The sequence below is a fragment of the Bradyrhizobium sp. SZCCHNRI1009 genome (assembly GCF_032487575.1).
Lineage (GTDB): Bacteria > Pseudomonadota > Alphaproteobacteria > Rhizobiales > Xanthobacteraceae > Bradyrhizobium.
Genome location: NZ_JAUEUL010000002.1, coordinates 428,475 through 442,915, shown reverse-complemented (window position 1 = coordinate 442,915; position 14,441 = coordinate 428,475). Strand labels below are relative to the sequence as shown.

At 64.5% G+C, this 14,441-nt stretch carries 15 protein-coding genes; 11 read left to right on the top strand and 4 right to left on the bottom strand.

Features of this window, described 5'->3' with window-relative positions; translation table 11 throughout:
- Positions 1 to 22 precede the first annotated feature (22 nt).
- The 3 genes from QX010_RS05580 to petA form a co-directional block, all read right to left on the bottom strand.
- Positions 23 to 355: a YnfA family protein gene (locus tag QX010_RS05580; RefSeq protein WP_316178150.1), complete on the bottom strand. Its 333-nt coding sequence runs from the start codon at positions 353 to 355 to the stop codon at positions 23 to 25.
- Between the two features lie 115 nt (positions 356 to 470).
- Complete coding sequence (locus QX010_RS05575) at positions 471 to 2,537, bottom strand: cytochrome c1 (protein WP_316178149.1); 2,067 nt, start codon at positions 2,535 to 2,537, stop codon at positions 471 to 473.
- Positions 2,538 to 2,597: 60 nt separating this feature from the next.
- Positions 2,598 to 3,128: a ubiquinol-cytochrome c reductase iron-sulfur subunit gene (petA, locus tag QX010_RS05570; protein WP_315802877.1), complete on the bottom strand. Its 531-nt coding sequence runs from the start codon at positions 3,126 to 3,128 to the stop codon at positions 2,598 to 2,600.
- A 280-nt stretch (positions 3,129 to 3,408) separates the two neighbouring features.
- On the opposite strand from petA, the gene QX010_RS05565 reads away from it, so the two are divergent.
- The 7 genes from QX010_RS05565 (at position 3,409) to QX010_RS05535 (ending at position 9,835) form a co-directional block, all read left to right on the top strand.
- Complete coding sequence (locus QX010_RS05565) at positions 3,409 to 3,891, top strand: tRNA (cytidine(34)-2'-O)-methyltransferase (RefSeq protein WP_316178147.1); 483 nt, start codon at positions 3,409 to 3,411, stop codon at positions 3,889 to 3,891.
- A complete protein-coding gene (queE, locus tag QX010_RS05560; protein WP_315802781.1) occupies positions 3,888 to 4,520 on the top strand; it encodes a 7-carboxy-7-deazaguanine synthase in 633 nt (210 codons plus the stop codon). The genes QX010_RS05565 and queE overlap by 4 nt, the downstream gene beginning before the upstream one ends.
- Positions 4,521 to 4,536: 16 nt before the next feature.
- The gene (locus tag QX010_RS05555) at positions 4,537 to 4,905 is read left to right on the top strand and encodes a 6-carboxytetrahydropterin synthase (protein ID WP_315802876.1); all 369 of its coding nucleotides are present in this window, start codon (positions 4,537 to 4,539) and stop codon (positions 4,903 to 4,905) included.
- A gap of 105 nt (positions 4,906 to 5,010) precedes the next feature.
- Entirely contained in the window at positions 5,011 to 5,898 is an 888-nt protein-coding gene (gene hemF / locus QX010_RS05550; RefSeq protein ID WP_316178145.1) for an oxygen-dependent coproporphyrinogen oxidase, read from the top strand.
- A gap of 31 nt (positions 5,899 to 5,929) precedes the next feature.
- Entirely contained in the window at positions 5,930 to 6,655 is a 726-nt protein-coding gene (locus tag QX010_RS05545) for an HAD family hydrolase (RefSeq protein ID WP_316178143.1), read from the top strand.
- 206 nt (positions 6,656 to 6,861) lie between these two features.
- A complete protein-coding gene (locus QX010_RS05540; protein WP_316178141.1) occupies positions 6,862 to 8,802 on the top strand; it encodes a diguanylate cyclase in 1,941 nt (646 codons plus the stop codon).
- Positions 8,803 to 9,160: 358 nt separating this feature from the next.
- Positions 9,161 to 9,835 (top strand): Crp/Fnr family transcriptional regulator, encoded by a 675-nt coding sequence (locus QX010_RS05535; RefSeq protein ID WP_316178139.1) that lies wholly within the window; start codon positions 9,161 to 9,163, stop codon positions 9,833 to 9,835.
- A 22-nt stretch (positions 9,836 to 9,857) separates the two neighbouring features.
- Here QX010_RS05535 and QX010_RS05530 read toward each other — a convergent pair whose 3' ends face one another.
- Positions 9,858 to 10,505 carry a c-type cytochrome gene (locus tag QX010_RS05530; RefSeq protein ID WP_316178137.1) on the bottom strand — a complete coding sequence of 216 codons (648 nt, stop codon included), beginning with the start codon at positions 10,503 to 10,505 and terminating at the stop codon, positions 9,858 to 9,860.
- 353 nt (positions 10,506 to 10,858) lie between these two features.
- Between QX010_RS05530 and QX010_RS05525 the strand changes: the two genes are divergently transcribed.
- Genes QX010_RS05525 through QX010_RS05510 form a run of 4 tightly spaced genes read left to right on the top strand, consistent with a single transcriptional unit; the run spans position 10,859 to position 14,432 of the window.
- On the top strand, positions 10,859 to 12,289 hold the full coding sequence (locus QX010_RS05525; RefSeq protein ID WP_316178135.1) for a cytochrome C: 1,431 nt from the start codon (positions 10,859 to 10,861) through the stop codon (positions 12,287 to 12,289).
- 30 nt (positions 12,290 to 12,319) lie between these two features.
- Positions 12,320 to 13,093, top strand: coding sequence for an outer membrane protein (locus QX010_RS05520; RefSeq protein ID WP_316178134.1), 774 nt, complete (start codon positions 12,320 to 12,322; stop codon positions 13,091 to 13,093).
- The gene (locus QX010_RS05515) at positions 13,093 to 13,770 is read left to right on the top strand and encodes a c-type cytochrome (protein WP_316178462.1); all 678 of its coding nucleotides are present in this window, start codon (positions 13,093 to 13,095) and stop codon (positions 13,768 to 13,770) included. The genes QX010_RS05520 and QX010_RS05515 overlap by 1 nt, the downstream gene beginning before the upstream one ends.
- Before the next feature lie 59 nt (positions 13,771 to 13,829).
- Positions 13,830 to 14,432, top strand: a complete 603-nt coding sequence (locus QX010_RS05510) for a c-type cytochrome (protein ID WP_316178133.1) — start codon at positions 13,830 to 13,832, stop codon at positions 14,430 to 14,432.
- Positions 14,433 to 14,441: the final 9 nt, after the last annotated feature.

Below are 14,441 nucleotides of genomic sequence, written 5' to 3'. Positions count from 1 at the left end.
CGCTCGGCCACGGGTCGCCGCGCTACACAGGCAGCGACCGTGGCGCGAACAGGATCACGGCCATGCCGGCGAGGCAGATCAGGGCGCCGGCGGCGTCCCACAGATCGGGGCGATGGTCTTCGACCAGCCAGCCCCACAGCAGCGCCGACGTGATGTAGATGCCGCCATAGGCGGCGTAGGCGCGGCCGGCGAGCGGGCTGTCGGCGAGGGTCAGCAGATAGGCGAAGCCGGCAAGCGCGGCCATCCCCGGCAACAGCCATAGCGGCGAATGGCCGAGCCGCAGCCAAGCCCAGAACGCAAAGCAGCCGCCGATCTCGAGCACGGCAGCGCCTGCGAAGGCCAACAATGACGTCATGCGTCCCCTCCTCTGCCGTGCCTCGCCAATGCTACGACGGCCAGAGCGGCCAAAAGAAAAAAAGCCCCCAGAGGGGGCTTTTTCAATCGCATGCGGGCGATGGCTCGCGCTCCGCTCAATGCGCGGCAGCCCAGACCCGCTTCTTGGTGAAGTACATCAGCCCGGCGAAGATGATCAGGAAGATGAACACCTGATAGCCGAGGCGCTTGCGTGCTTCCATGTGCGGCTCGGCGGTCCACATCAGGAAGGTCGCGACGTCGTGGGCATACTGCTTCACGGTGGCCGGCGAGCCGTCGTCGAACGTCACCTGGCCGTCGGACAGCGGCGGCGGCATCTTGATCGCGTGGCCGGGGAAGTACTTGTTGTAGTACGAGCCGTCCGGGATGGTCACGCCGTGCGGCGGGGTCTCTTCATAGCCCTGCAGCAGTGCGTTGACGTAGTTCGGGCCCTGCTCCTGGAACTGGGTGAAGAAGTCGATCAGGAACCAGGGGAAGCCGCGCTTGTAGGAGCGCGCCTTGGCGATCAGCGACAGGTCCGGCGGCGCCGCACCGCCATTGGCCGCACGGGCCGCCTGCTCGTTCGGGAACGGCGCCGGAAAGTAGTCGGCGGGACGGCCCGGGCGCTCGAACATGTCGCCGGCGTCGTTCGGACCGTCCTTGATCTTGTACTCGGCGGCGAACGCGGCCGCCTGGGCTGGCGAGTAGCCCGGGCCGCCAGGCTCGGCCAGATTGCGGAACGCCACATAGTTCAGCGAATGGCAGTTCGAGCAGACTTCCTTGTAGATCTTCAGGCCGCGCTGCACGGCGCCGCGATCGAAGGTGCCGAACGGACCTGCAAACGACCACTTCACCGACGGCGGGTTCTCCTGGCCTTCGCTGGCACGGGCATCGCCCATGCTGCCAGCGAGCAGCGACACCGCGGCGACCAGCGCAATCGCGGCCGAGGCCACCACCTTGCGGCCGGACTTCGCCAGCACGTCGTCGGCGATCGAGTTCGGCAGCGGCCGCGGCCGCTCGATGCGGGCGAGCAGCGGCAGCACGATCAGGAAGTAGGCGAAGTACAGCACGGTCAGGATACGGCCGAGCACGACGTAGACGCCCTCCGGCGGCTGCGCGCCGAGATAGCCGAGGCCGACGCAGACGACGACAAAGATCCAGAAGAACTGCTTGCCGAGCGGACGGTACTTGTTCGAGCGGGTCTTGGCCGAGTCGAGCCAGGGCAGGAACACCAGCACGATGATCGCCGCGAACATCGCGATCACGCCGGCGAGCTTGTTCGGCACCGAGCGCAGGATGGCGTAGAACGGCAGGTAGTACCATTCGGGCACGATGTGCGCCGGGGTCACCGCCGGGTTGGCCGGGATGTAGTTGTCGGCGTCGCCGAGATAGTTCGGCATGTAGAAGATGAACCAGGAATAGAAGATCAGGAAGCAGGCGACGCCGAAGAAGTCCTTGATCGTGGCATAGGGCGTGAACGGCACCATGTCCTTCTCGGTCTTCGGCTCGACGCCGGCCGGATTGTTCTGGCCAACCACGTGCAGCGCCCAGACGTGCAGCACGACCACGCCGGCGATCAGGAACGGCAGCAGGTAGTGGAGCGCGAAGAAGCGGTTCAGGGTGGGATTGCCGACGGAGTAGCCGCCCCACAGCAGGGTCACGATGCTCTCGCCGAAATAGGGCACCGCCGAGAACAAATTGGTGATGACGGTGGCGCCCCAGAAGCTCATCTGGCCCCACGGCAGCACGTAGCCCATGAAGCCCGTTGCCATCATCAGGAGATAAATGATGACGCCGAGGATCCAGAGCACCTCGCGCGGCGCCTTGTATGACCCGTAATACAGGCCGCGGAACATGTGGATGTAGACGGCAAGGAAAAACATCGACGCGCCGGAGGCATGCATGTTGCGCAGCAGCCAGCCGTAGTTCACGTCGCGCACGATCAGCTCGACCGACTTGAAGGCCATGTCGGCGTGCGGCGTGTAGTGCATCGCCAGGATGACGCCGGTGACGATCTGCACGCCCAGCATGATCGAAAGGATGGCGCCGAACGTCCACCAGTAGTTCAGGTTCCGCGGCGTCGGATAGGCAACGAAGGACGAGTGGACCAGGCCGATGATCGGAAGTCGTTGCTCGAGCCACTTCAAGGCGGGGTGGCTCGGCTGGTAGTCAGAAGGTCCACTCATGATGCGTTCCTGAAGAAATTATCTTGCACGATCGAGCGTGAGCTCAAGACAAACGTCTGCTCAGCCGATCTGGATCTTGGTGTCGGAAACGAACTGATAGGGCGGGACGGGAAGGTTGAGCGGCGCCGGTCCCTGGCGCACGCGGCCGGAAGCGTCGTACTGCGAGCCGTGGCACGGGCAGAAGAAGCCGTCGTAATTGCCTTCATGCGCGATCGGGATGCAGCCGAGATGGGTGCAGATGCCGATCACGACCAGCCACTGCTCGTGGCCGTCCTTGGTGCGGGACTGGTCGGTCGCCGGATCCGGCAGGCTCGACACCGGCACCGCGCGCACTTCCTCGACCTGCTTCTTGGTGCGGTGGGAGATGTAGATCGGCTTGCCGCGCCAGAACACCTTGATGTCCTGTCCTTCGGCGACGGGCGCGAGATCGACCTCGATCGGCGCACCGGCCGCGATGGTCGAGGCATCGGGGTTCATCTGGGAGATGAAGGGCCACAGGGCGAGCACACCGCCGACTGCCGCGGTAGCGCCCGTGGCGACGAAAAGAAAATCCCGGCGTGTCGGATGATCCGCAGTAGACGCTGTCACGATTCCAACCCTTTCTTCGTTGCAGCCGGTGGAACCGCCCCGCTCGACGTCTGACGATCTCGACCTGGGAGATCACGTGACCGGGAGATCCTGCCGGCGCCCGCGTCCCCCGCGGCGGCAGAAAACGGCTCGCTCCACCGCCCCTGGGGAACAAGCCGTCCAGAATCGTTCTATTGGCACCCTTGCGATACGAGCGCAAGCCCGCTATCGGCCCTGCAGCACGCCATGCACCAATTCCCGCTTCCGAAGCGGACTTTCAGCCTCAGTCTTAAGACCAATTCGCATGCAGATCGCGCTCTATCAGCCCGACATTCCGCAGAACACCGGAACGATTCTGCGCCTCTGCGCCTGCCTCGGGCTCGCGGCCCACATCATCGAGCCGGCGGGCTTTCCGGTGTCCGACCGCCAGTTCCGCCGCGCCGGCATGGACTATCTGGACCAGCTGAATTGGCGGCGGCACGATTCCTGGAGCGCGTTCGAGGCCTGGCGGTCCGGAGCGGGCCATCGCCTGCTGCTGCTGACGACCAGGGCCGCGACCTGCTATCTCGACGTCAGCTACCGGCCGGACGACATCCTGCTGCTCGGGCGCGAGAGCGCCGGCGTGCCGGACGGCGTGGCGGCAGCGGCCGATGCGCGGTTGCGGATTCCGCTCAAGCCCGGACTGCGCTCGCTGAACGTGGCGATGGCGGCGGCGATCGCCACCGGCGAGGCGCTGCGCCAGACCGGACAATTCGTCCAATTGCAGTCACAAGGAGCCGGAGCGTGAGCTACGCGGTGAAGGAAATCTTCATGACCCTGCAGGGCGAAGGCGCCCAGGCGGGCCGTGCCGCCGTGTTCTGCCGCTTCGCCGGCTGCAACCTGTGGAGCGGCCGCGAGGCCGACCGCGCAACCGCGACGTGCCGGTTCTGTGACACCGATTTCGTCGGCACCGACGGCACGCTAGGCGGCCGTTACGCCAATGCCGCCGACCTGGCCGCGGCCATCGCCGGGCAATGGACAGGCGGGGCGGCCGACCGCTATACGATCCTCACCGGCGGGGAGCCGCTGCTGCAGGTCGATGCCGACCTGATCGAAGCGCTCCACGCCCGCGGCTTCGCGGTCGGGGTCGAAACCAACGGTACGCTCATTCCGCCTGACGGGATCGACTGGATCTGCGTCAGCCCGAAGGCCGGCGCCGAGCTGAACCTGCGGCAGGGCCACGAGCTGAAGCTGGTCTATCCGCAACAGGGAGCCGAGCCGGAGCGGTTCGACGGCCTCGCCTTCGAGCGCTTCTCGCTGCAGCCGATGGACGGGCCCGAGGCGGCCGCGAACACGGCGCGCGCCATCGATTACTGCCAGCATCATCCGCAATGGCGGCTCAGCCTGCAGACGCACAAGATGATCGGCATCAGATAGGATTGTGACTGACACGATGTGGGAATTGACCAAGTCGTTCACCTTCGAGGCCGCGCATACGCTGCCGATCACGACGCTCGGCGAAGCCAGCCAGGAGATCCACGGCCACTCCTTCCGCGCCGAGGTGACGGTGCGGGGCGATGCGACCAATCCCGAGACCGGCATGGTGGTGGATTTCGGCGTGCTGACGCAGCGCCTGGGCGAGATCCAGACCATGCTCGACCACAAGTTCCTGAACAAGATCGAGGCGATCGGGCTGCCGACGCTGGAGAACCTGTCGCGCTTCATCTATGAGCGCGTCCGCTCCATCGGCCATGTCACCAAGGTCAGCGTCCACCGCGACAGCTGCCGCGAGACCTGCACCTATTTCGGTCCGCAGGCCTGATCGATTGTGGTAGGACCGAACCGTAGCGACAACAGCACTGTCACCTCCGGCTGTCATGGACTCTTGACGGCGGGGTGACCGCCAATGTGCCAGGGGGGAGCGTCCATGACCATCGCCGCCATCGAGGATCGCAAGGCCCGCGCCCGCGCCTGGTTCGAGAGCCTGCGCGACCAGATCTGCGCGGCGTTCGAGCGGCTCGAGGACGAGGCGCCGGCTGCGCTCTATCCGCGCGCACCGAGCCGGTTCGTGCGCACGCCGTGGGAGCGCACCGATCATGGCGGCGGGCATGGCGGCGGCGGCGTCATGAGCATGATGCACGGCCGGCTGTTCGAGAAGGTCGGCGTGCACTGCTCGACCGTGCATGGCGAGTTCGCCCCGGAATTCCGCAGCCAGATTCCCGGCGCCTCGGAAGACCCGCGGTTCTGGGCCTCCGGCATCTCGCTGATCGCGCATCTGTGGTCGCCGCACGTGCCGGCGGTGCACATGAACACGCGCTTCGTCGTCACGACAAAAGCCTGGTTCGGCGGCGGCGCCGATCTGACGCCGGTGCTGGACCGCCGCCGCACCCAGGAGGACCCTGACACGGTCGCCTTCCACGCCGCGATGAAAGGTGCCTGCGACGCGCACGCGGCTGTCGCCTCCTATGACAAGTACAAGCGCTGGTGCGACGAGTACTTCTACCTGCCCCACCGCAAGGAGCCGCGCGGCATCGGCGGCATCTTCTACGACCATCACGATTCCGGCGACTGGGAGGCCGACCTCGCCTTCACCCAGGACGTCGGCCGCGCCTTTCTCGCCATCTATCCCGAGCTGGTCCGGCGCAATTTTGCCACCCCCTGGACCGAGGCGGACCGCGAGGAGCAGCTGATCCGGCGCGGCCGCTATGTGGAATTCAACCTGCTTTATGACCGCGGCACCACATTTGGGCTGAAAACCGGTGGCAATGTGGAGTCCATTCTGTCGTCGATGCCGCCTGAAGTGAAATGGCCCTGAAACCCTTGTTTGATTGACCCGTAAGCTCATTATGACCGCCGCCCTGCCCCGCGCCATGCTGATCGACATGGACGACACTATCCTGTCGGCCTATGGCCGTCCCGAGATCGCCTGGAACATCGTCGCCACCGAGTTCGCCGACGAACTCGCGCCGCATACGCCGCAGGCCGTGGCCGCCGCGATCCTGGCCTCGGCCCGCAGCTTCTGGTCGGTCGCGGGCGCGGAGTGGCGGATGAAGCTGATCCAGGCGCGGCAGGAGGTGGTGAAGGGCGGCTTCGCGGCGCTGACCAGCGCCGGCGCCGCCCTGCCGACCGAGCTCGCGATCCGCATCGCCGACCGCTTCACCGCCTACCGCGACGAGCAGATGTTCGTCTTCCCCGGCGCCCACGAGGCGATCGACGCGTTCAAGGCGCGCGGCGTCAGGCTGGCGCTCGTCACCAACGGCGAGGCCGGCCAGCAGCGCGCCAAGATCGAGCGCTTCGCGCTGGCGCATCGCTTCGACCACATCCAGATCGAGGGCGAGCACGGCTTCGGCAAGCCCGAGGAGCGCGCCTATTGGCACGCGATGGAGCGGCTCGGCGTCGGTCCGGACGACACCTGGATGATCGGCGACAATCTCGAATGGGAGATCGTCGCGCCGCAGCGGCTCGGCATCTATTCGATCTGGATCGACGTCCATGGCGACGGCCTGCCCGAAGGCACCGACGTCAAGCCCGACCGCATCATCCGCTCGCTGACCGAGCTGGTGCCGGCCTGAGCGTTAGCCCGTCGTTCACCTTGACGGGACACGCGCCTTTAACCGCGCGCGCCTTTCGTGCCCTCCCCCGGTGACCTGCGGCCTGCCCGTAACCGAATCGAAATTCGCACAAGCGTCTATTCGCTGCGGGGCTTGGAGGGGAATAGGCGCCAGTCCTTGCGCGCCGCTTCGACCGATCGCAAGCCGGTTCGAGCAGCGTCGGTGTCATGGCTCTCAATCTGCCGCAGATCTCCCTGGGCGTGTCGATCAAGAACTCGCTCCTGACGTCCGTCTTCCTGCTGCTGGCGATCCTCGCCGGCGTGTCGGTCATGGCGACGATGCGGCTGTCGGCGCTGCAGGACGCGATCGAGAACATCAACCGCGACCGGCTGCCGAAGATTCACACCCTGGGTGATCTCAACGTCAGCATCGCCCACACCCATCTCGTCGCGATCCGCGCAGCCCTCTCCACCGCGGCCGAGCCACGCGCCGCGTCCGAGCAGGAGCTGAGACGCCGCACCACCGACGTCGATGCGAAGATCGCGCGCTTCCAGGACACGATCGGCACCGACGCGCCGTTGAAGATGGCGTTCGACGAGTTCGTCAACAAATGGGACCTGTACCAGAAGCAGCAGGCGGTGATGCTCGAGCCGGAGGTCGGGGCGAGCCGCGACCGCCTGGAGCATGTCGTCAACATCGAAACGCCGCCGGTCTTCCAGGCCGTGGTCGATGCAATCGGACACGGCATCAGGCTCGCCGACCATCGCGCCGACAGCGCGATCGAGAGCGCGACGCTGGATGCCCAGGTGTTTCGCCTGGTGCTGTGGTCGGTCAACGGCGTCAGCGTGCTGATCGGGCTGGCGACGCTGCTGTTCGTCGTCCACGATGTCTCGATGCCGATCTTCCGCATCACCCGCAGCATGGAGGCGATCGCCAGGGGCGAGCTGCAGACCGAGATTCCCTATGCCGGCCACAGCAACGAGCTCGGCATGATGGCGCGGGCGCTGGCCGTGTTCCGCAAGAGCCTGGTCGAGAACGAACGCCTGAACGCGGCGACACGAACCCTCTCGGAGCTCAGCGAATGGCTGCAGTCGGCCAAGTCCGAGAGCGAGCTCTACGGGATGATCTCGACCGTGCTCGGCGGACTGATGCCGGAATGCACGGGCGCGCTCTACATCTACGCCGACAGCCGCGACGTGCTCGAACTGGCCGCCGAATGGAACGGCACGCTGCCCACCCGGACCCTGCACCCCGACGATTGCTGGAGCCTGCGCCGCGGCCATGTCTACGTCCATGGCACGAGCGAGGTCGAATTCCGCTGCGACCACGTGCACCACGAGACCAATGAGAACTACTGCTGCATCCCGATCCTGGCCCATGGCGAGACTGTCGGACTGCTGCACGTCGCCTACAATTTCGACGACCGCGACACCGCGGCCGAGGCCAAGGCGCGCTTCGCCGATCGGGCCCGCCTCGCGCTCGCCTGCGCCGAGCACCTGTCGATTGCCATCGCCAACATGAAGCTGCGCGAAGGCCTGCGTGACCAGTCGCTACGCGATACGCTGACCGGGCTGAACAATCGCCGCTATCTGATCGAGACGGCACGCCGCGAACTGCTGCGCGCCGCGCGCAATCAGACGCCGCTGAGCGTGGTGACCTTGGACATCGACCACTTCAAGTCGTTCAACGACAATCACGGTCACGAAGCCGGCGACACCGTGCTGCGCCATGTCGGAGAGATCCTCAAGGCCACGTTCCGCGGCGACGACGTGCCCTGCCGCCTCGGCGGCGAGGAGTTCGTCGTCATGCTGCCGAACTGCGGAATCGAGGAGGCCGCGCTGCGCGCGGAGGAGCTGCGCGCCCGCGTCGAGGCGCTCAACATCAGCTATGGCGAGGGCATGCTGCCGCGAGTGACGATCTCGGTCGGCGTCGCCGCCTATCCCGAGGCCGGCCTCGACCTGACGGAGATCCTGCGCGTCGCCGACGGCGCGCTGTACCGCGCCAAGCACAAGGGCCGCAACCGGGTCGAGCTCGCCTCCGGCGGCATGGTCCCGCCGATCGACGAGGTGACCACCTGCGCCGTCGCAACCCTCGATTCAATCGTGGCGCAAGCAGAAACCAAGGCGCTGAGACGATCCGAAAACTCGCCGGACACCGAGGTGGCGTGACGCGGCGACCCGGACGGTCAGGCCTGTTCCAGATATCAGCGCATTGCGCAGGGCCGCGCCTCCATGGAGCAGCTGCCGAGCCCGCGCCGCGTCCAGTGCCGGTGCGCACAGCGCCGAACCCTGTTCCGTCGGATCGACCCGCGTCCGGCGCGCGGCGGCGAGGAGCGACGGATATGGCTTTTGCATTCCAGCATGGCCGCGTGAACCAGTCCTGATGCAGCGACGCCGGCACTGCAACTTGCAACTGCAACGCAATCTTTAATTGCGTCATCTTGATCTGTCGCAACGAACATGCTTACGCAGGACCTATGAATGGCAGCGTTCGCTATCCGATACGCCAAGCGGTAATTTCGATGTCATGTCAGATGCACCGCTCGACCAGAATTCGCATGCGGGGTTTGATCCAAAGGCGTTTCTCGCCAAACCCGGCGCCGGGGTCAGGCTCGAACGTTTTCCAGCGGGCTGGCAGATCCACGCCCAAGGCGACCCCGCCGACAGCGTGTGCTACATCCGCAAGGGACGCGTGAAGGTCGCGACGTTCTCCAACCGCGGCAAGGAAGCCATCGTCGGGATCCTTCAAGAAGGCCAGTTCTTCGGGGAGCCCTGCCTTAGGGACACACGCCTTCGGACCGCAACGATCGTCACCCTCGATGACTGCCTGATCACCTCCGTCTCCAAGGAAGTGATGCTCTCGACGCTCGGCTCAGAGCCCAAGTTCTCGGCGTTCTTCCTCGCGCATCTGTTGTCGCGGACTACCAGGCTCGAGGAGGATCTCGGCGACCAATTGCTGAACTTGAGCGAGCGACGTCTCGCGCGGCTTCTGCTCGTTCTTGCCGACGCCGGTCGCGACGGTGATCGTACGAACGAAATCAACCTCAGTCAGGAAGTGCTCGCAGAGATGGTCGGCACGACCCGATCGAGAATCAGCACCTTCATGAACAGGTTTCGCGAGCAAGGACTGATCAGCTACGACAGCCATGGCCGGAAGATCGTGGTCTATGTCGCCCTCCTCGCCTCGGTGTTAGGCTTGTAGCTGTCCGTACTGCAAGCCAGGATCATTCAAGAGTGCTGAGATAGGCTGCGACGGCCTTGATATGCGCCTGCGTCAGCTTATGGGCGATCGGTTCCATGACCGCCGAGCTGTCGGGATTGGCCTTGTCCTGGCCGCGCTCCTTGTCCCAGTTCGTCAGCTTCTTGATCATGTAGTCGTGGAGCTGGCCGGCCAGGCGCGGAAACGCATCGGCACCTTTGGCGTCCGGTCCGTGGCAGGACGCGCACGGCGGTACATCGGCGGCCGGAACGCCTTCTTCATAGATTTTCGCTCCAGCCGCCAGAGAGTCCCTGGGCGCCCCTCCCAAGGGTTTCGGGACGAGATCCTTGAAGTACGCCGACAACGCTGTGACCATCGCCGGAGTCAGAACATGCGCCACGTTGAACATCACGGGATTGGTCCGCCGGCGTTCGATGAAGGCCTGCAGTTGATTTTTGACGTATTCGGGTTGCTGCCCCGCGAGCCGCGGCATCGGAAACGATCCACGAAACCCCTGTCCGGATAGCCCGTGACATGTTTTGCAGTAGTCCGTCTTGGCCTTGAGCTCCTGCGCAGAAACGGGGGCGCTCTTGTCTTGTGCGAAGCTCGCCCCTGAGACGCCCGCAACGAGAACTGCCGTCAGCAGCGCCGGTGTCAGTTCAGTGACCTTCATGATCGCCCTCCGATGATGGACGCCAAGTAACTCGCAAATCCTTGCGGCAACGCAGCGTGCTGCAACTTTGCTTTGTTTACGCCCAATCTATGTTGCGAAAACGCCTCACACGTCTCAAATCCAATTTGCTGTTCTTTTTTGAACAGTCGACTTTTGCGCTTCAGTTTTAGCTCGGCTGTCCTCGTTGATCATGACCGTGATAACGGCGTGCTGCGAGCAGATGGGATGGCGCGATGCGAGCCAGATGTTGTGTTTTCCTTCGCTCCTATCGAAGCTCGAGGCTGCTCTCGGTAGCAGCAATCCTGTATGCGACGCTCTGGCTGACGATCTATTTTGCTCCGCCTGCGCAGGCATTGCCGAGCTTCGCGCGCCAGACCGGGCAGCCCTGCGGCACCTGTCATACCGACTTCCCGTCGCTGACCCCTTACGGACGACGCTTCAAGCTGCTGGGGTACACGGCCGGTGGCGGCCAATTTCGCACGACCCCGTTTTCGTCCAGCGGCGGCGTCAATGCGCGTGCCGAGCTCGACAAGCTGCGCGGCTACGCCAAGGCGATCAATCCACCCGCGGCGGACGACAGCAAAGTCTACGTCCCACCCGTCTCGTTGATGGCGATCGTCGGCTACACCCATACTCAGGCGGCAACCGTGGCACCGCCGACTGATCCCTACAAGGCCAACGACAACGTGGTGCTGTCACCCTTCAGCGCCTTCTGGGGTGGCGCCATCACGGATCACGTCGGCGCCTTTGCCCAGGTCACTTACAGCGGGCCGGATCCCTTGTCCGCGTTCTCGGGAACGCCGGCGGATCAGTTCAAGCATACCTGGTCTTGGGACAATGCCGACGTCCGTTTTGCGAGCACCGGAAATTTCGGTCCGATCGACTTCGTCTACGGCATCACCGCCAACAACAATCCGACCGTCCAGGACCTGTGGAATACGACGCCGGCATGGTCCTTTCCCTACGCGGTCTCGTCGCTTGCGGGAACGCCGGGCGCGAGCACGATGATCGAGGGCGCCTTTGCCGCGCGCGTCGGCGGCGTCGGCGCCTACACCTCGATCAACGACCTGCTCTATCTGGAGTTCACCGCGTACAAGACCCTCGGCTTCGGCCAGCAGAATTCACTCGGCATGAATCCGTTCGACGGCCCAGGCCTGTTCGGCGGCGTGGCGCCCTATTGGCGTGTCGCGCTCGAGCCGCATTGGGGCCGGCATTCGCTCATGATCGGCACGTTCGGCATGTATTTCGACGTCCACCCGTGGCTCGACTCCAGCTTCGCCACGGGAACGACGGCAACCCTGCCCCAGTCGAACAGGTTCACGGATATCGGCTTCGACACGCAATACCAATATCAAGGCGACAATTACTGGCTGACATTGCGCGGCAGCTATATCCGCGAGTTTCAGAGGCTGGATGCGAGCTTTGCCAATTTGGCCGCGGCCAATCCGACCAATCTGCTCAACAGCATGAAGCTCCAGGCCTCGTTCGCCTACGGCAACGACAACAGAATCGTTCTGACCGGCCAATATTTCAACATCTGGGGCACCGCCGATGCCGGGCTGTTCGGAACCGATCCCAACACCGGGATGGCGATGACGCCGAACAGCAACGGCTGGACTGCCGAGGTCGCCTACATTCCCTTCAGCGCGAGCAAGTCGATTGGCTGGCCCTGGTTCAATGCACGTATTGGCCTGCAATATACCTACTACAACAAGTTCGACGGCACCACGATCGGTGCGCACGATAACAACACGCTGTTCCTTCATGCCTGGCTTGCCATGTAGGCAGGTCTGGTCGCAGACGGAGTTGGTCGAATGAGACGATTGCTGCTCGCACATCTCACTCCCCTGGCGGTGACGCTTGCCGGCCCTGCTGTCGCCGCCGACATGCCACGCAAGACTGAGACACCCTTCGCGGCAAGATTCAATTGGACCGGCTGCTATCTCGGCGGCCATCTCGGCGGTGGCTTCGCCCGCAAAGCCATCACCGATCCGGTCCAACTGGTGCAGGATTCCTTTGGGGGAGCGGGCTCCACGCCCGGTGTCACCAGCGTGAACCCGGGCCCTGCCGGCGCGGTGATCGGCGGGCAGATCGGCTGTGACTACCAGTTTGCTCCGTCCTGGGTGGCCGGCATCGAAGGTGCCGCGTCGGGCTCGACCATGGAACGCTCCACGAACGTGGCGCTCCCGCTCGGCAACCCCGATACGGCATTGGTGCGAGCCAAGACCGATTTCCTTGCCAGCGTGACGGCACGGATCGGCTACACCTTCGACGACGCGCTGCTCTATGCGAGGGGCGGCGCGGCCATGGCATCCGACCGGTACGACGTCTCCGGCTCTTTCGTCGGCACGCCGTTCGGCTTCACGGGACTGGAAAACCGCTTCGGCTGGACGGCGGGCGGCGGCGTTGAATGGGCGTTCACGCAGCATTGGTCTGTCAGCATCGAATACGACTACTACAAATTCGGACATCGCACGGTGGCGATGTCCGACGCGACCAACGCGTTCCTCGGCAGCGTGGATGTCAGGCAGAACATCCAGGTCGTCAAGGCGGGGCTGAACTTTCACATCGGGGCGAACGGTTGGTGATGATCGAATTCCCTGCAGCGAAGCGGACGCGATTGCGTCGGATGATCGGCCTTCGCACGGCCCTGCCGGCGATCATTCTGGCCGCGGCATTCGCCGTTGTGGTCCGAGCAGAGGAGCGCGGCGAGACGGTAAGGGGAGGCTTCGAGGCCAAGCTGGAATATTGCATGACCTGCCATGGGCTGTCGGGCCAAGGGTATCGTGGATATTTTCCAATGCCGCGGCTGGCCGGCCAGCAGCCGCAATACATCGAGAACCAACTGCGAGCCTTCATCGAGCGCAGGCGCAGCAATCCCGTCATGGCCAACGTCGCCCGCGTGCTGAGCCCAGCGATGGTGTCGGCCCTGGCCGCCCATTTCAAGAAGCTCGATCCGAAGCCTCTCGGAGAGCCGCCGCACGGCTCTCCCGCAATCGGCAAGCGAATTTATGATGAGGGGATTCCGGAAGCCAACGTGCCGGCGTGCTCAGCCTGTCACGGCACGGACGGCAAGGGCCAGAACGAAATTCCGCGTCTTGCCGGTCAGCTCTACGACTACACGGTCGGCCAGCTCACAGGATGGTCGAAGGTGCGAGGTCAGGAATCGGCCGCCGGCACATCGGCAGTCATGGGGCAGATCACGCACAACCTGACGCGGTCTCAGGCCGAAGCGGTTGCCGCCTATGTCAGTCATTTGCAATGATGGGAGCCCCGCTTCGAAGCAAGGCGTCCAAGAACCTCAGGGCCCAAAGGCGTGTGGACATGAAGCGCATCGGTTGGACAATCGTGGTTCTGGCTATCACCGGCTCAATCGCGCCCGCGTCCGCGTGGGAGGACGGCCCTGCCCAGGTTCGCAACTGCACGTGGTGTCATGGCACAGCGGGACAAGGATACACGGTCGCGCCGCGGCTGGCTGGTCAGCGTCGGGAATATCTCGAGAGCCAGATCAAGAGCTTTCGCGAGCACACACGCGACGAACCATTTTCCAGGCAGTACATGTGGAGCGCTGTCGCGACGCTCGGGCCGCTGGAGGCGCGCGACCTTGCGACCTATTTCGCATCCATTGCGCCGAAGCCTGCCAACGACGGCGACAAAAACCTGACCGCACGAGGCAAGACCATTTTCCTCGAGGGAATTCCGGAGGCGAACATCGCGTCCTGCTACGCTTGTCACGGACCGAACGCGGAGGGCGTGCGTGAGATTCCTCGCCTTGCAGGCCTTGCCTATCCCTACCTGAAGATCCGGCTCGAGCAGTGGGGCCAGGGCTATCATTCCGGAGCGGGTACTCCGATGCCGATCGTCGCCCGCTCGCTCGGCCCCGCTGAAATTGACGCCCTCGCTTCCTACCTGAGCTTCCTCCGGTAGACCGGACCG